A 19517-nucleotide genomic window follows, 5' to 3' on the forward strand; every position below is an offset into this window, starting at 1 on the left:
GAGGCTATCACAGGGTTTATCGATGCACATAACAAGGCTCCAAAGCCATTTGTATGGACAAAATCAGTCGATGAAATTTTGGCGAAGGTAGGAAGGGCTAGGCAGGCTCTTGCATTTCAGTAAATAGTTTAATACACCACACTAGGATAACGATGGGCGTTTATCCTGAGTTTTCTCCCGGAAAATGGCAGTAAAGATAATAATGATTCTGGTAACCACCAGATCAAGTGAAACAATCAGGAGACATATCGATGTTTGACCATCTAAGCACGTACTCAACCGATTATGCGGCAACCAAGGAATTCTACGAAGGTGTTATGGCCTCTCTTGGTTATGCAATGCAAATGGAATTTGTAGCAGAGTGGAATGCAGAGTTCCCCACGCAAAGAATGTGTGCATTTGGTCCAGAGGGGAAGCCTGCCTTTTGGATTATTGAGGTGAAAGAAAACTACACGCCAAGACACATTGCTTTCTCAGCTGCCAATAGGGAGACGGTAAATTTATTTTATCAGGCAGCCATTGAAAGTGGCGGTAAGGATAACGGTAAGCCCGGCTTACGCCCTACCTACCATGAACATTACTATGGCGCTTTCACGATAGACCCTGATGGTAACAATGTTGAGGCAGTGTGCCACCTACCTGAATAAATCGTTGAATTGGGGAAAAGACCCTGTAGTCTCCCCCTCCTCCAGGGGTAAAGCCGAGATGATTCATTCCAGGCCATACGTCTAAATTTGATCGGAAAATCCGCCAACACCATACAAATGGGCACAGAGAGCAGCGTTTTCTGATTCCAATATTGGAATCACTGTGTCCGAAGATCTCGTACAGTCGCCACCACAGCAGCACATTTTCTTCCATTGCGTTCCTATGCTTGATGTCGCCAAGGTCGAGGATTTGGCTATCCCTACAGCCGAATTCGTTCAGCAGTTTTTTGGTGAGAGATTTGACTGCTTCATCATTACTGCTGACAAATACAGTATGCATGCCTTCATTTGTTCACTCAGTGCGTCAGTATTTATAAAATTCTGGAAAATTACATAGAAGACAGAAATATAAAACGGAGGTATAAAAGTCTGACACCAGTCCATGCAATAAAAGTGAATAGTTCACTTCCTGTTAGGCTTCACTGAAGTTCTAAAGTAAGCCAACACTAGTGGTGGCAACAAGGGTATTGGCCGTAGGAATGGTTACACTCATGACCCAGGCAGTACCGCACTGACTTCCGACTTGTTCGGACGCATCACCCGCCAGAGCGATCGCATCGCCGGGCACGGTTTAGCACCAGCCACCGTTAGGACAGCGAAGAGCGGGTGACTGAATTCCTGTATTCCACTATGGGTACCCGTCTATGCTGTTAGAGTTATTGCCGATAGGGGTCAGGACTACTATGCTGAGCACTATCTGATTTTGGCATAGAAATTGGTGAGCACATAATAGTAGATTTTTTTGGCATTTCGCCACAACATCGCAGATTTTCTTGAATTTGATGAAAGAAGTGTCTTCGAATGAAAAATGCTATTCCGGTCATAAATAACCTCAGTGGCCAGTTCGGCTTCTGCACTTCAATGACTTCTGAAATTAAATGAGCTGGTTATGATTGAGCGTCTTTTCTTTGGTGTTGTTGGTGCGCTGCTGTCCTCCATAGGGTTGGCCACTGAAATCAGTAATGCCAAGTTGATGGCGAGTTATTGGGTGGATGACAGCGAGGGTCTGGGTATTTCCGGTTTGAGCTTTTGTGACGGCAAACTGCTCACTGTTTCCGATAAAAAATCAGATACAATTTATACCCTTGAGCTGGAAAATAAGCGTGCCAAGGTGGTGCCTTATCTAGAGATTTCTGGGCTCAGACCGCCAAAGAAAGACAAGCCCACAAATCTTTGGTACTTCTTCTTGGATTTAACACGGCTGCCTTCCGTAATGGACTTTGAAGGAATCAGCTGTAAAGATAACGCTATTTATATACTGAGCGAACGCTTCAACCGTATTGCCAAAGTAGACAAGCAGGGCAAAGCCCATTGGCTGGAAAAAAACTGGTCGGTGGAGGCAAAGGCCCAGGGTTACCTGCGAGGGTTCAATCTCTCCAGCGAAGGAATAGTCAAAGTGAAGGATGATTTTTGGATAGCGTTAGAGAGAGAACCCCGTGGCTTGGTAAAGCTCAGTCCCAATGGGAGTGTCCGTATCTTTAAGTTGCCGCCTGTCGCGGGGCTTAAATTTCAAGGGGGCTCCGAAGATCTGACGGCCCTGGATTATTTTAACGGGGCCCTGTTTACCTTGGAGCGCAGCGCCCACGCCGTGTGCAAAAGAGCCCTGCCCAGCCTGCAAGCGGAATGGTGCCTGGATTATCAGGCGTTTGAGGAATCGCCGGAGCTAGGATATGAGGGGGCTCACACCGGTGGGATGGGCGATGGATTGGCTGTCGGCGAACAGGGCATTTTTATATTGTTCGACAACAACAATATCAGTCGTATCCAGGATTCCGATGATCGCCGTGCGCTCTTGTTGCAACTGGCCTTTCCTGAGGGTGTTCATTAAGGAATTGAGTCCTTGGTGTTCCACATGGAAAGGTAACAGACTGGCTCACGAAGTTTTCCACCCATTCAAATCGGCCGAGAGTAAGTCCTGGCTACCAGCACTCAACTACTGGCTTCTTCATTACACATAACGATTGGAGGCTATCGCGGCAATCCCAATCCATCCACTTTACCAAGGTCGCCTGCGCGCGGTTGCATTTTCTTGTCGCTGCGGTAAGTCCCGGCAACGGAGCCCTGGATCTGAATCCCAAAGCGCAACTGGGATTCAACCAGATACCCTGCCAAATCCGAGAGCTGTTGACGATGGTTGAGTGTCATTAACGATAATCAGCGGGGCGGCCGTGGCCGTCCTTGCATGTTCGACTGTAAATCATCGATACTTGGAGCTGGGAGATTTTCTGTTTTGATATTCAATGAGAAAATGTAATAATCCTAGTGCGCCGTGGCCAATAATATAAATTTCAATCAGTCCAGTTAAAGATTCATGAATTTCCTTGAACGCATTAGCGAGAGAGGCATCATTGAACCATAGAGCAAACCAAGTGCCACCAGAGATAACAACCAATAGTAGTGCCCCCAAGCCAAGACCTTGGACAATCGCCGCTAATCCTCTCGGGGCTGGTTCCGGCAACTCCATAATTTTTAATTGATTGATATCGGATTTCAGTTGAGAAAAATCACCAACAGCATATGGGTAAAAATGCAGGAAACCATTTTTCTTGAATTCTATACTTGTGAATACAAGAGATAAGCAGAATAGAAGTAGACCCGTGCCAATGTGGAGCCAAGTTGAGGAATATTCAACCGCACTTTGGCCGATAACCCCACTGGAACTGACTTCCATGAACTCACTGAGAATAATCTGAAATATGATTAAAAAAATCAGAGAAAAGTGTAGATACTTGCTTGTGGGTGAGAATGTTCTATCAAGGGAATCATTAATTAATTTCAGCATGTAAATAAACCTCATTCACAAGGGGGGCGAAAAAATTGTGCAGCACCTGTTGAGTTACCAATCAAAAAGCGGTATTGCTGCTTGGGTCATCAATTCAGCTTGGGAGCAGGTGACGACCCTTTGTGGATATTTTCATAACTCTGGTTACAATCCTGCCCGGATTCTACCATACTCATCGGATTGTCGGGTTCGAAGCTGAAATAATGCTGATATATTAGATTTTTGTGTGCAGTGCAGCCTGGTTTGGCCGGGGGTGGACAACGGGGATGCAAGATCCGCAACGGCAGCATCCGTGGCGGTTCCTTGATATCGAGAGTGACACCCGGCCACCAGTACTCTGCTGATTGTTACGGTACCTCAAAAGCATAGGGGCTCTCATGCGAAAACATCAATCCCAACCCGCCCCGGCGGACTATGAGCTGCGGCCATCCCCCATCCAGTACGTCCACTTTACTGAGGGCGACGATCGGTTTATCAAAGGCCCGAAGGGGACAGAGGTGTAGTGAGTGTCATTTTTTATAGGATAATTCAGGGGTATCTATTATTCAGCAATGCCCCATAACTAGGACTATCGGCCGCTCCTATTGGCAAGCACTATGCCTTTTTGTTTATAATTTGTACAGATGTCGCACATAATTCGTACAAATGTCGCAAGAATGTCGTAACTAATTAAGGCTGATCCACTGAAAATATAGGTTCAATTTTCAGAGGACAGAAAAATGGAAGTGAAAGTAAATACAAAGAAAATCATCAGTCTGAGAACTACGCGGGCATGGAGCCAACAGCAGCTGGCTGAAGTAGCATCAGTGAGCTTAAGAACCATACAGAGAATTGAGAAAAGTGGAAATGCTTCTCAAGAGTCCGTCAAATCAATTTCTTCTGCATTTTCTGTTAAGCCTGATGATATCCTTGTTCAAGAGAAACAAAAGTTTTCTGTCACAAAGCGGGTTAAAAAATATCTCTCGGCAATGCTGGCATTTGGTAGTGCATCATTACTGTATGCGTCCCTCTCCGTAGCATCACCAATAATGCTAAAGGTGGATGCCAGTTCAAATAACGAACAGTTAGCATCTATTCACCTTCTGAATGAAGAGGGCGGTGAGAGCGAAATGCGTATTGATAATATGCTTAAATTTGAAGTTTCTGCTCAACAAACTCCAAAGAATCAAATTCGTTTAAAAACTAAAGTATATGAGTTCAAAGGGGCTATCGGCTTTGTGCACGTCTCAAGCCCGATTTTACTGACAGAATTTAATAAGTCCGCGGGTATTAAATTTACGACCTCATATGGGGTTCCCCTTGAAATCCAGGTCACTCCAGAGAACTAGGCCTAATCGGGTAAAGGCCGGTTTCTAGCCCGCCCTCCCTCATCTTCTGTGCAGTTACACTGGGTTGTTTACGCAACCCATGTGCTCGTGGCACATAGTCATCTGCGTAATGGGCAAACTACGGCTGACAGCCTGCTGGATCACGCGGTCGTGTACCGTGAGTATCCTCATAAGGTAGTAATGCCTCACTCTTTGTTGAATGTCCGGGCCAGCTGACATTATGTCCTCCCCAGTCAGAGTCTTCTCTTGCTGTCGCATTTAGCACTACAATTATCTTTCTTATACCCGCCCTCTGCGCGACCTCCTGTGCTTGCCCTCGTTGACCAGGTAGCTATAAAAACTCCGGATAATCCGGCTGTGAATTGTCCCCGAGAGTGTCGCCATATACAGGGTGGCCTTGATCTGCACACGACCTCCCTGGATTCGGCGCTTGCCCCTTAATATCCCTCTGTCGCACTTGAAGGGTGTAACCCGATCAAGGCAGCTAGTTCTTTAGGGTTGAGGTTTCCCGGCTCGGGAAGCCCTGTGATCAACGCAGGGGTCAGTAACTTGCCGGCACCTGGAAACCATTGTGCAGAGAGAACCATGGCCCAGTATGCGCTGACATTTAAACCGAACTACTTCGTAAGCGATCAAGTAACCTCGCCCTTTGGTTCATTCGGCAGGCCTGCTTCCGTTGCGCTCTGAAGATTCCATGGCAACAGGGCTTCAATTTCCCCGACGGTCTGCGCTCGCGGTAAGTCGGTGTAAACTCGGCGCAGGTAATCGTAGGGCTCAAGCCTATTGGCTTTAGCTGTTTCGATTAGCCCATATAGTGCAGCGCTGGCCTTGGCTCCTTTGGGGGTATCACTGAACAGCCAGTTCTTGCGACCGATCACAAACGGACGGATGGCATTTTCTGCAGCATTGTTGTCGATATTGAGCCTTCCATCTTCGGTGTAAACCAAGAGCTTTTTCCAGTTCTTGTGCAGATATCCGAGCGCTTTTCCAAGGGCGGTTTTTGGCAGTGATTTTGGTAGTGTTTTTTCAAGCCAGTTATGTATTTTGGCCAGCACCGGCAGGCTTTCTTCCTGACGAAGCCGGCATCTTTCACCCACGGTGAGGCGCTGCCCTTTGCGTTCTATGCCGTATAGGTGGCCAATGTAGTTGAGGGCGATGTCGGCCTTGCTCGGCTGCTTTTTACCTTTTGACTTGCTGGTTTTGCCACCGGCAACCTTTTGCGCTTCGACAAATTTTCGCCGTGCATGTGCCCAACAGCCAAGGTGGGTAATACCCTGTTCTGTGCCCACGGCATGATAGCCAACGTAATCGTCGGTTTGCAGGTAGCCATTGAAGCCAGACAGCAGTGTGTTGGCCACGGCTCCACTGCGACTTGGATGGTAGTCGTAGAGAACAACTTTTTGGCCGGGTGCGCCGCCCAGGCGCACCCACATGTAGGATTGGCTTTGCGGTGCTTTGTCCGATTCTTTCAATACTTGGAGAGGAGTTTCATCGCACTGGATGATGGGGCCTTCCCGTAATTTATCCTCAAACAGGTTCAGTAGTGGTTGTACCAATTCGCTACTACGGATAATCCAGTTTGCCAGGGTGTTACGTGGCAGATCCACGCCAATGCGGCGGAAGATCTTTGTTTGTCGGGTGAGTGGTAATGCATCCTGGTACTTGGCAACGGCGATGTGAGCCAACAGACCGGGGCTCGCGTTACTCTTGGGAATGGGTTGTAGCGGTAGCGCTGCGGTTTTTACGCCCGACTCACAGGCCTTGCAGGCGTACTTCTTGCGCGCTTGCTGCAGTACCTGAATTTTGGCTGGGATGATATCCAATTGTTCGCTGAGGGCTTCGCCAATCAGTTGCATCTGACAGCCACAGATACAGACCTTTTCTTCTTCAGGAAGGTCGTGCTCGATGCGTACGCGGGGGAGATCCTCCGGCAGCGGTTTGCGGCCGGCAGGCTTTTTGCGCGTGTAGGTAACGGTTTCGGTGGCGGGGGCAGGGTCTTCTGCGTCTTCGTCAACGGCAGTTTCCGCTTCATTGAAGAATTCAAGCTGAGCAGAATCCGCCTTCTCACTGCTGCTGCTGAACTGCTTATTACGCAGTAACAGGATCTGCTCTTCGAGCAGGCAGATGCGCTGTTGCTTGTGTTCCAGCTGTTCTGATTGCTGACGCAGAAGCGCCTTCAGCGCTTCTGGATTGTCTGGGAGTTGTTCTGCGGTCACGTTAGTCATGGCCGCTATTTTACGACAACTTCAGATCAGGTTATCGAGTCAAATTGGATAGATTGGTGGGGCTTTTGGCTCCAGATGTTGAGGCCGTCGAGCAGTTGATTCAGTTCGCGGCCGCTGTGAGCACAGTGGGTAAACTCATCGCTCCACAACCAGTGGAAGCGCTGCTTCTCCAGGCGTTTGTACCAGACAACGAAGCCGTTGCACTCCCAGTAGAGCAGTTTGATTTTATCGCGACCGCGATTGCAGAACACGAAGAGGATTTCCAGTGCAGGAGAGAGCGCCATCTCTAGCTCGACCAGCGCCGCCAGGCCGTTGATAGACTTGCGCATATCGACAGGCTCCATGTACAAGTAAGTCTGCGCGGACTGCTTCGGACGCAGCATCACCCCTGCTCCCGTAGTAGGCGCCAGAGCAATGGAAGGGTTTGCTCAAGGGCTGATGCTGGTAACTGCATCTGGATACCGCCAGGCAATGCCAGCTCAACCGAGGTTTCCAAAACTGGCATGGGCACCGGCATCAGCTTAGGCCGGGGCTTGTTCTGCTTGTTGCGCCAATAGGTGAAGGTGCTGAGCTTTAGCTTATGCTGCTGGCAGTAGGCTGCTTGGGATAGATCGCTGTTCTTCCAGGCACCGATGTGCTGCTGCCAGAAATCGGATTTACTCTGAGTGGCCATTCAAATCTCCTGATCATTAAAAATCAGGAGAGTAGTGAAAATCTGGCTGGACTTTCAGGTGGGGTTACTGGATCGCTTACGTCTCAGCGGCAGAAATTTCTTTAATCAAAATATCCGAATAATGGACCATTGCCTGCTGCTCTAGGCTGCGCTGTTCCTGTGGTGTATTGAATGCTTGATAGTGCGCCAAGGTCAGGTGCGGTATCGGTTCTGCCACCAAGTCGCGGCTGATCACTTCTCCACGGGGATTCTTCGTTTTCCAGTTCTGCACGTATTTTGCGGCCAACAGGGAGGATTGACCCTCTACCTGAAAGATACTGGATTGGATAGTGAGTAGCTTTGCCATCATTGCCTCCTGAGAGAGTATTTTTGTGATGGCGGTATTGAAACATTGGATGATTCGATTAAAAATACAAAAATTGTGGATAAACCTATCAACTTATTCGATCTATGAATGGAGAGTGTCTACAAAACTCCCCGTCAGCGCCCAGGATAACCCTGGAGCAATGGCGTTGCCTGGTGGCAGTGGTGGAAGAGGGGGGCTATGCCCAGGCGGCGGAGCGGTTGTATAAGAGCCAGTCTTCGGTGAGCTATGCGGTACACAAGCTGGAGACAGTACTCGGAGTCAACGCATTTGCCCTGCATGGCCGCAAAGCTGTGCTCACTTCTGCCGGCGACATGCTCTTTCGCCGGGCCAAGCAGCTGTTGGAGGATGCAGCGAGCCTGGAAGGCGCAGCCCACAAAGCCTCTGCCGGTTGGGAGACAGAGATAGCCATTGCCGTGGAGGTTCTTTTCCCCACCTGGTTATTGCTGGAGTGCCTGGACCAATTCGGAAAAGAGAGCCCGCAAACCCGTATTGAAATTTATGAAACCGTTATCAGCGGTGCACCGGAGGCTCTGCAGCGTAAGCAGGTAGATTTTGCTATCAGTCCGCATATCCCTATGGGGTTTAGTGGTGAACTGTTGCCCAACGCTATACACATTATTCCGGTGGCACACCCGGATCATCCACTGCACCAGCTGGGGCGGGAGCTGACTCTACGGGATCTGCGTCACCACCGCCACCTGGTTGTGCGCGATACCGGTCCTATGCGCACCAGTCGCACAGCCACTGTCGACGTAGCTCAGCGCTGGACAGTCAGCAATATAACCACTTCGCTCGGTGCAACCTGTCGGGGTTATGGCTTCGCTTGGTTACCGGAAGAAAAAATCCTCACAGAACTCGCTGAGGGCAGCCTTAAGCCATTACCCCTACGCGGGGGCAATAAAAAAATCGCGCCCATGTATCTGATATTTGCTGATGGTGATACCACCGGTCCGGGGGTGCAAAGGCTGGCCGATATTATCCGCCAGCGCCTGCGGGACTTGTCGGGGGAAAGCTGAGAATAGGGTCCTTTATTAACCAGCAATAATGCCTTGCAAGCTTGCGGAAAACCCACGGCGCTATTCAGGTGCCCAGTATCAAATAGCTTTATTAGCCATGGGGACTGGCAGATCGCTGAAAGACAACCCTAACGGTAGTCGGGGTTGGGGAAGTCCGGCTTGCAACCGGCATCCCAACGGGAGCGCTGGTTACCATGGGCTGGTATGCCGCCTGCATCTTTGATCATCCTGGCCAGATGCATCAGGTTCCAGGTCATAAAGGTGGTATTGCGGTTGGTGAAATCATTTTGCGGACCTCCGGAGCCAGGGTCCAGGTAGGAGGGGCCAGGGCCTGCTTCTCCTACCCAGGCGGCATCTGCTTGTGGTGGGATTACATAGCCCAAATGTTGCAGAGAATAGAGAATGTTCATGGCGCAGTGCTTGGCGCCATCTTCGTTTCCAGTAATCAGGCAGCCGCCAACACGACCGTAATAGGCATATTGGCCCTGATCGTTCAGGTCGGAAGAGTTGGCATAGAGTCGCTCGATGGTTTGAGTGCAGATGGATGATTTTTCACCGAGCCAGATAGGCGAGCCGATGACCAGTATGTCAGCTTTTTCTACCTGCTGGTAAATCTGCGGCCATTCGTCATTTCTCCAGCCGTGCTCGGTCATATCGGGGTAAACTCCAGAAGCGATGTCATGATCCACCGGTCGCAGTACCTGTGTATGAACTCCATTTCTCTGCATGATCTCGCGGGAGATATTGATCAAGCCATCGGTATGGGAAAGTTCCGGAGTTGGCTTTAATGTGCAATTCAGGAACAGAGCGTTGAGATCGGAAAAATCCCAAGAGCTGGATTCGCACTCGGCCAGCTGTTTTTTGTTGAGTGTCATATGTAGCCTCCATACTATTAGTGCTGCTGTGTTTCGGGAAAGAGGTGCATTGGCGTTGCTTTCTGTCACAGGTTTGTTCTGCCAACGCTGATAACCTGCCTGTTCCAACTGAGTTTCACAGGCTGCAAACGACCATTTGTCATTATTCGGTGTTTGATACTGCCCAAAAGCCCATGCGGATCGAGCCAGGGGTATCAAAAATAAATGCTAGCTGTGCTTTTTGTTGTATTGACGAAAGTCGTGTCGGGTTTGCTCAATGAACCGTTCCGGGATCTATTTGTCCGCTGGGGCATCAAAGATGATGCTGGTTATACGCACCCGCTGGATCACAAGTAGCAACTCAAACTGCGCAGGACTACTTTTGCCGAGGAAAAGACACAAGTAGGCGTTCCTGTGCAGAGAGGCGGTTGCAGCCGTGATTACAGTGTTTCCGTAACAGGGTTAAATCATTTTGGTAACGTCCGGCTGACCTGTCAATGCACAGTCGAGAATGTCGATTTTACAGCCAGATTTGTAATCAACAATATTCAGCTTGTCGATACTTCAAACACTCAAGAAGTGCGCCGCAGATCCGTCTGGTAAATGCCTGGTAGCGATAACAGCTTATCGTCATCGACATTGAGAAATACGTTTTGAACGTGTTTTCGCAGCAGCCTATCGAAGAAGCTCTGCCATCTTTTTCATTAATATTGAGGAGGCATTGTCGGAAAACTGTTGCCCTTCTTCAATATATCCCCAGACAACAGCGTCGCTTTTCCAGCCACCCTGCTTCTTGATCAATTCAAAACTCACTTTTTCGCGCGCCGCGGCGGTCGAAAGGCCGCGTCGAAAGCTGTGGCTGCTGATCTGATCGACAAAGTCAAAGCCACAGGCAAGGCCAAGCTTTTTCAGCAAGTCATTAATGGCAGTGGCGTTTAATTGTTGCGGCTGAACAGTATCCCAGCGATTGACTGCACGGAACACGGGCCCCTCTGTGATGGCAGCAATTTTTAACCAGTGCTTAAGTGCTGAGGCGGGGCAAACCTGTGCATCGCCATAGGGGAGGGCGCGCAAAATCCCCTCCCCACTCTGGTCTGTTTTGGATTTGGGTAGGCGTATGATTAATCCTTCCTCTTCCCATATCAAGTCGGACACCTGTATTGCCACTAGTTCACTGCGCCGAAAGGCACCAAAGAAACCGGTCAGGAGTAAAGCGAGGTCCCGGGCCTTCTTCTTGGATGCCACTTGACTGCGCAGGTGGCCGGCCATCGCGGCCAGATGCTGCATACTGAGTGCCTTGGCTTTTTGCTTGGGCTTACCATGGGTACGCCTTATGCCCTGCATGGTTTTTTGTACCAGCGGGTCGGTCACCGGATTGGACATGCCCTGGTACTGGTGCCATTGCCCAATGGCAGTGAGATGCAGGTCGAGGGTGCGGGAATTTAACACCTCAGCGCGGTTAAGCAGATAGCGCACCAGTACCTGGTTGTTGGTAGGAAGCCTGCCTCCCCACTTTTCAAACTGGCGAATGGCGGACCGATAGGCCTTTCGGGTGTTATCTGAGGTGGAGGCGCGCAGGTAATCCTGGACTTTTTTCTCCCGAGGGAGCTTTTCTTGTGCGCCAATGGTGCTTCCGGTAACAAGCGTATCTCGAAGTCTGGCAGGGGATTGTTCTTTGTCCATGGAGTCTTGATACCCGTGAAATCTGTCCTTTTGTACCGAAGATACAGCACTTGTGCATTTTTGCTGAATCTTATTCTTCGATAATAAACCTTATCGAAGGTTAATTAAATACATTCAAGAGCTAGATTTAATCACATAATAATGTAATATTACGTATTATGTAATATGTTATGAAAATAAAGGAGAGCACTATGGCACGAATAGGGGTTACCTACCTGGATATCGTACAGGCAGCCAACGCCATAAAAGCCCGCGATGAGGAGCCCACTGTTGACAGGGTGCGTACCCAACTGGGCACCGGCAGTAAAAGCACCATTGCGCCGCTTCTTAAGCGTTGGCGCAGCGAAACCGCCAGCAATACAGACGTCAGCGGGTTACCCAGGGATCTGGTAGAAGCGTTGAAAAAGCTGCATCAACACATTCAGGGGGATGCCGACCAGAGAGTCGCGCAAAACCAGCAGGAGCACCAGAAACAGCAGAATGCACAGTTATCTCAACTGGCTCAGGCCCGTGAGGCCGAGGCAAAACAGTCCGCCAGAGTGCGCGAACTGGAGCAGAAGCTCTCATTAGCTGAAGCAGATAGACGCAGCCTCAAGCAGGCTGTGGAAGAGAAGCAGGCGGCATTGGAGAAATGCGAGTATCAGCGCCAAGAGGCTGTCACCCGTATTGAAGAACAAAAGAATACCATCAAAGAAATGAAGCTTGAGAATCGTGATATCCGTGAACATTTCGAGCACTTTCAGGAAAACACCGCCAATGATCGCCAGTATGAGCGCGATCAGTTCCACACAGCCAGTGAGCAATTAAAAGAACAGATAGCTGCACTCACCGAGCAATTGTCGCTGGCAGAGCATAAGTTTAGTGAGCTGAACCTGCTCTACAACCAGGGGCAGGTCCTTGTCACGGAGCTGAATCACAAAAAACAGGAGATGCACGAGCAAATTGGTGCAGTCCAGGCAAAAAGGGAGGCCCTACAACAGCAAAATGCAGAGCAGGGCAGGCAGTTGGAGAGTAAAATGACGGAAGTTGCCAATTTACAAGCTCAGATTGTCCGCCTGCAAGGCAACAACTCGGCTTTTTGCAAAGAATCCCAGCTACAGCGACAGTCACTGGATAAATTGGAATCTGAATTGGCGGCAGCACAGGATCGACTGGAGCAATTACTGGATGAAAATCGCAGGCTCCTGCAAGAAAAAGCGATCATTCAAGGGCAGTTTAAACAGTTGGAAAGCTCTCTGGAATCGCGTTAATCCATTGAAAACTTGCAGGTGAATCCCCCCGGGTTTCCCGGAATCCAACGTTCATGAGAGAACCAGCCAATGAGCAAACGACCTGGATACTCCCTCGTAAGTACGGGGACACGCAGTTCGCATGAGGTTGACCAGCGAGCATCAGTCTCGCTGGGCAGCGATCGCAGCTATTGCTTCCAGGATCGGCTGTACACCTGAGACACTGCAATCGCGGGTCAACAAGAGGCAAGTCGGCAAGGGTACTAAGCCGGGCACACAGCCTGCCTTAATATGCTGACGCAGGTCGAGCAAAAGACCATGCGCCCACCCCGAAAACATAGGCTTCCCAGAAGGCGGGGCTACCCGGATACCCGCGGTGGAAGCTTTCTGGCCTTTGCTGCGACTGGGGTTGCGGGCCCACAGGGAAGATTCCGGTCTATGGCAGACCCTCCCCACGGGGAGAAGCCACTGCCAAAGACTTTCCATTGTCCCGCGCCCGTTCCTTTTGGATGCGCAGATACACCTCTTCCCGGTGTACCGGCAGGGATTTTGGGGCCTTGATACCCACCCTGACCTGATTACCCGTAATTTCCAATACTATGACGGAGACATTTTTTCCAATTCTGAGATTCTCGCCTGGCCGGCGTTTTAGAATCAACATAAGCCTTTCCTTCCGGTTTGCAAATTCCGGGCTGACTTTTTGTGATGGGAATACCCGGGGTGTAATGGTTGAAGGAAATACAAGGCGGGGCGCGGGAACGGTAGGCGGTAAAGCAGAACTGCCGCACGCAACGCCCCCAGGGCCTGGGGAACCGCGCCAAGTGCCTGAAGGGGCTCCGCTTTATTGAAGACGAGCGGGTTTCTAGCGTATTATCCATATAGCCATTTTGATATCACGTTATCAATTTGGTTAGCTGGCCCTCTGGTGGTTGGACACCTTGGGTCAGCGCCTTTTACTTACGCTTAGGCCACGTTACCGTTCTCCTGTTGAAGGGAAGGGATTTTAGAAAATGCCCGGGCTGTAAACAAACTGCCCGGGCAGTTTGGACCGCTTGCGCTATTGGCTCGCAAAAACCGGTCCAAATACTGACAGAAACCTTTGGATTCTACGCCGCTTTGACACGAAAGAAAACGGAATGCAATTCAATAAGATCATTTTGATGCCTATATTTCTAAGCGCAAGCGCCCGGAAAAACCGCAATGCCCTTTTAAAAAGGGCCGATGACACTGGCCCGTTGTACCACCCCTGCGTTTCCGAAACACATAGATGGCCATAGGAAGGCACAAGCGGGCCGCTGAATTTGGTGGTATTTCTTGAGTTTGTCGAAACGTGAGGCATTCGTGCGGTCGTGCTTCAAGCGTGCAACCGCATTCTCAACCAGAGGCCGATTTTTGTAGAGTTCCCTGTTCAAATCCGCGTTGCCTTCCACGAAATTGCGCACTCCGGGAATCCCTGCCTTGGCACTCTGTTGCGCTTAGGGTAACGTCCATCCACGAAAACCTTATGACCAGTGCTTAAAACAATATTGTCTGTCACTTGCCTGACGGGAACCAGGCAGAGAAGGATCTACGTTGTCTACTCATTGAACACCTCTGTCTCAGGCGGCGACTTTACCACCTAAATTGGTGTCCGGGATTAGTAGACCACTACACGGTAACTGGTACTTAATCTAAGTAAGTTGACAGTTGTGCCCCGAAGATTCATCGATTGGCGCCGTGGCCATATGATAAGGAGATGCACAAAAAGCAGAATGAAATAGAACGTTTGTTCCAGCGACTGCCGAGTTAATCATCCACGTAGGTGTTACTTTTAACTTTGGTGAAAATGGGGGGCGTGCTCACCACTATGGTCTGCCTCTGTATTGAAACTTGCCAATCAGTGTCCTGATGAAACCTATACTGCGGTCACGCCTTCTTGCTGATCTCAGCCTGCGGTTAGCGCTATTATTTTTGGAGGAAGGTATCCATGGGTGTAAGTCCAGTGCCTGCAGACTCTGCCTAAATGGCTTATTGACGCATCATGGAACCAACCTATTTCATCACTCATTACGGTATCAGGAGATAAATGTGGAACCAGGACCTATGATCTCGATCGGTTTACCGGTTGCGCTGTTTATTATTATGGTCGGTATAGGGATGACCCTGACGACCAGAGATTTCCATCAGGTAGCTGTCAGGCCCAGGGGCTTACTACTTGGCACCATCATACAGATTATATTTTTGCCATTTGTGGCCTTCACCCTTTGCTGGGCGCTCAGTCTACCTGCTGAGATCGCAGTGGGTCTGGTGATTATAGCGGCATGTCCGGGAGGGACGACCTCTAATCTATTTACATTACTCGCACGTGGTAATGTTGCGTTGTCCATCGTTCTTACGGTATCGGCGAGTTTGATTACCATCCTGAGCCTGCCTTTTTTTACCAATTACGCTTTGCGTACCTATTTTGGTGCTGAGCAGGAAATTGTTCTGCCCTTTGTCAGGACAGTGGCCATGTTATCGGTTATTGTTTTGTTGCCTGTGGTACTCGGCATGCTGGTGCGGGCCTGGAACCCGCCTCTTGCCAGTCGCGCCGAGGGTATTGTCAGTATTTTTGGTGCACTGGTATTGTTGATTCTGGTAGTGCAGCTGGTGTGGGGAATGCGTGAGCGCATTGGCGAACTTATGTCGCAGGCGGGGCCCTCGGTTATCCTGCTGAACCTTTCGGGGATATTTTTGGGGTTGGTATTCAGTCGAATCGGTGGCCTTCCCCTGCGCGATGGACTGGCGGTGGCGACAGAGCTGGGTATCAAAAATGGTACCATCGGCCTGATGGTAACCCTAACGCTTCTGCACTCCAGAGAAATGTCGATACCCTCTGCGGTATATGGTGTGGTGATGTTTCCAGTGGGTATGCTACTGGTACTATATGGTCGCAAAAAGGCTCGCGAGGTGAGAGAGGTGGGGGTTAAGGAAGTCGGAGAAACTGGGTAAAGACCAGAATATTTTGTGAGAATCCTGGTGGACAGGATTCTCCGGTAACAAATTGGCACTGTGCTTTTGAGCTGAGGGCCTAAAGCCTTGAGCGGGCTCAGATTCAGTGCAGCGGTCAGTAGGTGCCCAGAGCGCAATTGCCCGGGCATTATGGGCATGTTGCGGGCCACCTCCGGGTTAGTTTCCGGGGAGTGTTCCTATGAACAACGGAAGAAAGCCAGGGTCGAAACTCCGGCATTACGCTGGTGTTTAGAGCTTGAATTCTGCCCATACAGGGGCATGGTCCGAGGGCCTCTCCATTGCGCGAATATCATAGTCAATGCCAGTGCCAATACAGCTTTTCATCATGGAACTGCTGGCCAGAATCAGGTCGATACGCAGACCGCGCTTGGGGTCGCGGTCGAACCCGCGGCTGCGGTAGTCAAACCAGCTGAAAACATCATCGGTTTGTGGATTTTGTGCACGGAAGGTGTCCACAAGGCCCCAGTTCTGGATTCTCTGCAACCATTCGCGCTCCTCCGGCAGGAAACTGCATTTGCCGTCGCGCAGCCAGCGCTTGCGGTTAGATTCCCCAATACCGATATCCTGATCTGCGGGGGAAATATTCATATCACCGATCACCAATACCGGCGCTTGTGGTTTACAGGTGGTCTGCAGGTAAGTATTCAGGTCAGCGTAGTACTTCTGCTTTGCCGGAAACTTGAGCGGGTGCTTGCGGTTCTCTCCCTGGGGAAAGTAACCATTGATCACAGTAAGCGGTTCCGGGCCACCGATATCGAATTTACCCATCACCAAGCGGCGCTGGGCATTGGGCTCGTCTGTGGGGAAGCCATACTCCCGGTCGATAAACGGCAGGCGCGAGAGCAGGGCAACGCCGTAGTGGGTCTTTTGGCCATAGTAGATGACCTCATAGCCCAGATCCCGGATTGCATCCACCGGGAAATCCTCGTCGGTGACCTTGGTTTCCTGCAGGCCAATAATGTCTGGATGATGGCTGTCTACCAGTGCCTGCATCTGGTGCAGGCGCGTGCGTATACTGTTGACGTTAAAGGACACAGCTTTCATTGTTTTTCCCCCAATAAAAAGGCCGGGCTTGCCCGGCCTGGAGTTGGTTCGCGCACCCCGAACCCGTCAGATTTTAGAAATTGGCGACTTGAGGCGGGGCCTTGCTGGCTTTATCGGACAGTCCGATAAAGTCCGCCATTATATAGCCGGCCTCGTTCAAAACGGGGTCTTTTTCCAGTTTGATTTCAACTGGGCCACCAATTGTGGCCACTTCTTCTGACTCACTCTCCTCATAGGCCTCGAAATCCTGGTAGGGTTCCAGGCCTTTGGCATTGCGGCGACGGTTTTCCATAGACAGCAAACGCTGGTTCACCGCCTCTCTTTCATGCTCGCGCATGACTTCGTTGAGGGAGATATACTTTTTGTCACTGCGTTCGCTTTCGAACTTGAATTGGTCGCGCAGGAAAATAAAGTCGGGGTCCGACTCAGTGCGTTTATTGTGTTTGCTGATCAGGTTGGGAATCAGGCTTTTCAGGTTCAAATACTTCGCATGGGGCACGGCATGGATACGGTCCCAGGGTAGGGCGGTGTCATAGGCACTCTCCCCCACACTTTCGGCATTGATCATTTGTGGCATGGGGATATCCGGTTTGACACCGGCATTCTGGGTGCTGTCTCCGGACACGCGGTAGAACTTGGATTGAGTGATCTTCAGCTGGCCTTCCTTGAGAGGGGCCATGGTTTGTACGGTACCCTTACCGAAAGACTGGTTGCCCACAACCAAGCCGCGGTTATAGTCCTGGATAGCACCGGCAAAAATTTCCGACGCAGATGCCGAGAGGCGGTTGATCAGTACCAACAACGGACCGCGGTACATTGCTCGCGAACGGGAGCGGTTGTGCCGTGAAATCTGTTCATTGGCGTGGCGAATCTGTACAACCGGGCCCTGATCGATAAACAAATCGGTGAGCATGGTGGCCTCTTGCAGGGAACCGCCACCGTTATTGCGCAGGTCCAGGATAATGCCGTCAACATCCTCCTCCTTTAATTCTGTAAGCAATTTGGCCACATCGCGGGTGGTACTTTTGTAATTGGGGTCCCGACGCCGATAGGCATCAAAATCAATATAGAAGGTGGGTAAATTGATCACGCCGACTTTGTAGTTCTTTTTGCCATCGGAGAATTCAAACACGGCCTTCTTGGCTGCCTGATCTTCCAGCTTTACTTTGCTGCGTTTGATCAAGATGGTTTTGTGAGTCCCATCGCCACCGGTGGGGATGGTTTCAAGCCGCACGTAGGTACCGGCCTTGCCACGGATAAGGTCGACCACGTCGTCGAGACGCCAGCCAACTACGTCTACCATCTCTCCCTCTTTGTCCTGGCCCACACCCACGATTTTGTCATTGGGCTTGATCTTGCCGGTGCGATCAGCGGGACCACCTGCTACCAGACGGGCCACCTTGGTGTACTCCTCGTCTGCCTGCAAAACCGCACCAATTCCCTCCAGAGAGAGGGACATGCTCATATTGAAGTTTTCCAGGGAGCGCGGGGAAAGGTAGTTGCTGTGTGGGTCGTAGAGGCGCGTGAGCGAATTCATATAGAGTTCAAATACATCATCGCTGTTCTGCTGTTCCAGCCGCTTCTGCTGGCCTTTGTAGCGGCGCGCCAGTAGGTCGCGTATTTCCTCGTCGGTTTTACCCGTGAGCCGCAGGCTCAGTACACTGCTCTTGAGCCGTTTGCGCCACAAGTCATCGGCAGCACTGGTGGATTCAGGCCATTTGCTCTCTTCGCGATCCAGCTCCAGGGACTCATTGCGGGCAAAGTTAAAGGAGGGGAGGCTCTCGTCCAGCTGTGAGAGAATTTTATCGAGACGGGTGCTCATACGCAGGCGAAATCGATTGTAGATCTCAAAGCCCGCTTTTACATCGCCGGCACGCAGCTGGTCATCCATCCTGTTCTGCAATGCACGAAACTCATTAATATCGGAGGCGAGAAAGTAGCTCTTGGTAGGATCCAGAGCATCGATGTATTCGCTCCAGAGGCTTTCTGACATTTTATCGCCAATTTTGATCTTGTTGTAGTGCAGCATTTCCAATTTGCTGACGATTTCCCTGGCTGTGCCGCCCTGGCCTTTTTCTGGCGCAAGGTGCTCGACATCCCCTAGAGCGGTTGTGGAAAGCGGGGCAATCAATAAGAAGCTGAAAAAGAGTGCGGCGGTCCGGTTGGTAAGCATAGAGAATCTCTTTATACGTCCTACTTCATAAGCCGCCAGCCTTTATGGCCCGACGAACTATAGCTTAGGACAAGTATAAAGGCTGAAAGCTCCTAGGGGCATGAAACACCTCCAATCAGAGATAGATAATTCTATATTTTTTCAGTTCAAGCATAATAAAGTTAATTTTAAAGAAAAGTTAGGGTTTTTCTCCTAGTTAATGAATGGAAGATATATTTAGTCACCCTTGACTTTAAGGTAAAAAGATGAATTTGACCAATTGGTCACTAACTGAAGGGTGCCTTTCTGGGCAAATATTGTACAAAGCATAGGGAAAGGTAAAGCTGACCAAAACCCCTGGAGCGCTCGCTGGTATCCTGGTCATACCCTGATAGATGTCCTTCCCCGTCGGTCGAGCACTTTGAATGCGCCGTACCAAGAAGTATGGCTCAAACAAAATACCCTC

At 50.3% G+C, this 19517-nt stretch carries 19 protein-coding genes and 2 pseudogenes; 9 read left to right on the forward strand and 12 right to left on the reverse strand.

The window, feature by feature from the left end; genetic code table 11:
- From ACL7TT_RS14345 to ACL7TT_RS14360, 4 genes and pseudogenes are all read left to right on the forward strand, one after another.
- A pseudogene (locus ACL7TT_RS14345) lies at positions 1–123 on the forward strand (IS630-like element ISCARN69 family transposase); the annotation flags it as partial.
- 128 nt (positions 124–251) lie between these two features.
- Entirely contained in the window at positions 252–647 is a 396-nt protein-coding gene (locus ACL7TT_RS14350; RefSeq protein ID WP_413396371.1) for a VOC family protein, read from the forward strand.
- Positions 648–810: 163 nt separating this feature from the next.
- Positions 811–1044 (forward strand): hypothetical protein, encoded by a 234-nt coding sequence (locus ACL7TT_RS14355; protein ID WP_413396373.1) that lies wholly within the window; start codon positions 811–813, stop codon positions 1042–1044.
- Positions 1045–1596: 552 nt separating this feature from the next.
- Entirely contained in the window at positions 1597–2535 is a 939-nt protein-coding gene (locus ACL7TT_RS14360) for an esterase-like activity of phytase family protein (protein ID WP_413396375.1), read from the forward strand.
- Between the two features lie 140 nt (positions 2536–2675).
- Here ACL7TT_RS14360 and ACL7TT_RS14365 read toward each other — a convergent pair whose 3' ends face one another.
- Positions 2676–2852, reverse strand: coding sequence for a hypothetical protein (locus ACL7TT_RS14365; protein ID WP_413396377.1), 177 nt, complete (start codon positions 2850–2852; stop codon positions 2676–2678).
- 52 nt (positions 2853–2904) lie between these two features.
- Complete coding sequence (locus tag ACL7TT_RS14370) at positions 2905–3489, reverse strand: cytochrome b/b6 domain-containing protein (protein ID WP_413396379.1); 585 nt, start codon at positions 3487–3489, stop codon at positions 2905–2907.
- A gap of 377 nt (positions 3490–3866) precedes the next feature.
- Here ACL7TT_RS14370 and ACL7TT_RS14375 point away from each other — a divergent pair, with 377 nt between their 5' ends.
- Positions 3867–3992 (forward strand): hypothetical protein, encoded by a 126-nt coding sequence (locus ACL7TT_RS14375; protein ID WP_413396381.1) that lies wholly within the window; start codon positions 3867–3869, stop codon positions 3990–3992.
- Positions 3993–4208: 216 nt separating this feature from the next.
- Complete coding sequence (locus tag ACL7TT_RS14380) at positions 4209–4817, forward strand: helix-turn-helix transcriptional regulator (RefSeq protein ID WP_413396383.1); 609 nt, start codon at positions 4209–4211, stop codon at positions 4815–4817.
- 632 nt (positions 4818–5449) lie between these two features.
- Here ACL7TT_RS14380 and tnpC read toward each other — a convergent pair.
- From tnpC to ACL7TT_RS14400, 4 genes are all read right to left on the reverse strand, one after another.
- The gene (gene tnpC / locus ACL7TT_RS14385; protein ID WP_413396385.1) at positions 5450–7042 is read right to left on the reverse strand and encodes an IS66 family transposase; all 1593 of its coding nucleotides are present in this window, start codon (positions 7040–7042) and stop codon (positions 5450–5452) included.
- Between the two features lie 26 nt (positions 7043–7068).
- Complete coding sequence (gene tnpB / locus ACL7TT_RS14390; protein ID WP_413396387.1) at positions 7069–7425, reverse strand: IS66 family insertion sequence element accessory protein TnpB; 357 nt, start codon at positions 7423–7425, stop codon at positions 7069–7071.
- Positions 7425–7715, reverse strand: coding sequence for an IS66 family insertion sequence element accessory protein TnpA (gene tnpA / locus ACL7TT_RS14395; protein WP_413396389.1), 291 nt, complete (start codon positions 7713–7715; stop codon positions 7425–7427). Before tnpA ends, tnpB begins: the two co-directional genes overlap by 1 nt.
- 76 nt (positions 7716–7791) lie before the next feature.
- On the reverse strand, positions 7792–8061 hold the full coding sequence (locus ACL7TT_RS14400; RefSeq protein WP_413396391.1) for an NAD(P)H-dependent oxidoreductase: 270 nt from the start codon (positions 8059–8061) through the stop codon (positions 7792–7794).
- Positions 8062–8165: 104 nt separating this feature from the next.
- Between ACL7TT_RS14400 and ACL7TT_RS14405 the strand changes: the two genes are divergently transcribed.
- The gene (locus tag ACL7TT_RS14405; RefSeq protein WP_413396393.1) at positions 8166–9098 is read left to right on the forward strand and encodes a LysR family transcriptional regulator; all 933 of its coding nucleotides are present in this window, start codon (positions 8166–8168) and stop codon (positions 9096–9098) included.
- A 128-nt stretch (positions 9099–9226) separates the two neighbouring features.
- On the opposite strand, the gene ACL7TT_RS14410 is transcribed toward ACL7TT_RS14405, so the two are convergent.
- Together ACL7TT_RS14410 and ACL7TT_RS14415 are read right to left on the reverse strand one after the other, a co-directional pair.
- Positions 9227–9973, reverse strand: a complete 747-nt coding sequence (locus ACL7TT_RS14410) for a flavodoxin family protein (RefSeq protein WP_299946862.1) — start codon at positions 9971–9973, stop codon at positions 9227–9229.
- A 654-nt stretch (positions 9974–10627) separates the two neighbouring features.
- Positions 10628–11635, reverse strand: a complete 1008-nt coding sequence (locus ACL7TT_RS14415) for a site-specific integrase (protein WP_413396395.1) — start codon at positions 11633–11635, stop codon at positions 10628–10630.
- Positions 11636–11826: 191 nt separating this feature from the next.
- On the opposite strand from ACL7TT_RS14415, the gene ACL7TT_RS14420 reads away from it, so the two are divergent.
- Positions 11827–12885, forward strand: a complete 1059-nt coding sequence (locus ACL7TT_RS14420) for a DNA-binding protein (RefSeq protein WP_413396397.1) — start codon at positions 11827–11829, stop codon at positions 12883–12885.
- Positions 12886–13300: 415 nt separating this feature from the next.
- Here the strand turns inward: ACL7TT_RS14420 and csrA are convergent, their stop codons facing one another.
- On the reverse strand, positions 13301–13525 hold the full coding sequence (gene csrA / locus ACL7TT_RS14425; protein WP_413396399.1) for a carbon storage regulator CsrA: 225 nt from the start codon (positions 13523–13525) through the stop codon (positions 13301–13303).
- Positions 13526–14072: 547 nt separating this feature from the next.
- Positions 14073–14336, reverse strand: a pseudogene (locus ACL7TT_RS14430) (hypothetical protein); the annotation flags it as partial.
- 595 nt (positions 14337–14931) lie between these two features.
- On the opposite strand from ACL7TT_RS14430, the gene ACL7TT_RS14435 reads away from it, so the two are divergent.
- Positions 14932–15834, forward strand: a complete 903-nt coding sequence (locus ACL7TT_RS14435) for a bile acid:sodium symporter family protein (protein ID WP_413396401.1) — start codon at positions 14932–14934, stop codon at positions 15832–15834.
- 249 nt (positions 15835–16083) lie between these two features.
- On the opposite strand, the gene xthA is transcribed toward ACL7TT_RS14435, so the two are convergent.
- Positions 16084–16899, reverse strand: coding sequence for an exodeoxyribonuclease III (gene xthA / locus ACL7TT_RS14440; RefSeq protein WP_299948606.1), 816 nt, complete (start codon positions 16897–16899; stop codon positions 16084–16086).
- Between the two features lie 73 nt (positions 16900–16972).
- Positions 16973–19072 carry a carboxy terminal-processing peptidase gene (locus tag ACL7TT_RS14445; protein WP_299948604.1) on the reverse strand — a complete coding sequence of 700 codons (2100 nt, stop codon included), beginning with the start codon at positions 19070–19072 and terminating at the stop codon, positions 16973–16975.
- Positions 19073–19517 lie beyond the last annotated feature (445 nt).

Origin of the sequence: Microbulbifer jejuensis, assembly GCF_047289955.1 — a bacterium.
Classification (GTDB): domain Bacteria; phylum Pseudomonadota; class Gammaproteobacteria; order Pseudomonadales; family Cellvibrionaceae; genus Microbulbifer.

Excerpts from the sequence above, each read along its gene's own strand:
- ACL7TT_RS14360 (WP_413396375.1), top strand. The coding sequence starts at position 1,597 with ATGATTGAGCGTCTTTTCTTTGGTGTTGTTGGTGCGCTGCTGTCCTCC.
- tnpC (WP_413396385.1), bottom strand. The coding sequence starts at position 7,042 with ATGACTAACGTGACCGCAGAACAACTCCCAGACAATCCAGAAGCGCTG.
- xthA (WP_299948606.1), bottom strand. The coding sequence starts at position 16,899 with ATGAAAGCTGTGTCCTTTAACGTCAACAGTATACGCACGCGCCTGCAC.
- ACL7TT_RS14410 (WP_299946862.1), bottom strand. The coding sequence starts at position 9,973 with ATGACACTCAACAAAAAACAGCTGGCCGAGTGCGAATCCAGCTCTTGG.
- ACL7TT_RS14415 (WP_413396395.1), bottom strand. The coding sequence starts at position 11,635 with ATGGACAAAGAACAATCCCCTGCCAGACTTCGAGATACGCTTGTTACC.
- ACL7TT_RS14405 (WP_413396393.1), top strand. The coding sequence starts at position 8,166 with ATGAATGGAGAGTGTCTACAAAACTCCCCGTCAGCGCCCAGGATAACC.
- ACL7TT_RS14400 (WP_413396391.1), bottom strand. The coding sequence starts at position 8,061 with ATGGCAAAGCTACTCACTATCCAATCCAGTATCTTTCAGGTAGAGGGT.
- ACL7TT_RS14365 (WP_413396377.1), bottom strand. The coding sequence starts at position 2,852 with ATGACACTCAACCATCGTCAACAGCTCTCGGATTTGGCAGGGTATCTG.
- tnpA (WP_413396389.1), bottom strand. The coding sequence starts at position 7,715 with ATGGCCACTCAGAGTAAATCCGATTTCTGGCAGCAGCACATCGGTGCC.
- ACL7TT_RS14370 (WP_413396379.1), bottom strand. The coding sequence starts at position 3,489 with ATGCTGAAATTAATTAATGATTCCCTTGATAGAACATTCTCACCCACA.
- ACL7TT_RS14445 (WP_299948604.1), bottom strand. The coding sequence starts at position 19,072 with ATGCTTACCAACCGGACCGCCGCACTCTTTTTCAGCTTCTTATTGATT.
- ACL7TT_RS14350 (WP_413396371.1), top strand. The coding sequence starts at position 252 with ATGTTTGACCATCTAAGCACGTACTCAACCGATTATGCGGCAACCAAG.
- ACL7TT_RS14375 (WP_413396381.1), top strand. The coding sequence starts at position 3,867 with ATGCGAAAACATCAATCCCAACCCGCCCCGGCGGACTATGAGCTGCGG.
- tnpB (WP_413396387.1), bottom strand. The coding sequence starts at position 7,425 with ATGCTGCGTCCGAAGCAGTCCGCGCAGACTTACTTGTACATGGAGCCT.
- csrA (WP_413396399.1), bottom strand. The coding sequence starts at position 13,525 with ATGTTGATTCTAAAACGCCGGCCAGGCGAGAATCTCAGAATTGGAAAA.
- ACL7TT_RS14380 (WP_413396383.1), top strand. The coding sequence starts at position 4,209 with ATGGAAGTGAAAGTAAATACAAAGAAAATCATCAGTCTGAGAACTACG.
- ACL7TT_RS14420 (WP_413396397.1), top strand. The coding sequence starts at position 11,827 with ATGGCACGAATAGGGGTTACCTACCTGGATATCGTACAGGCAGCCAAC.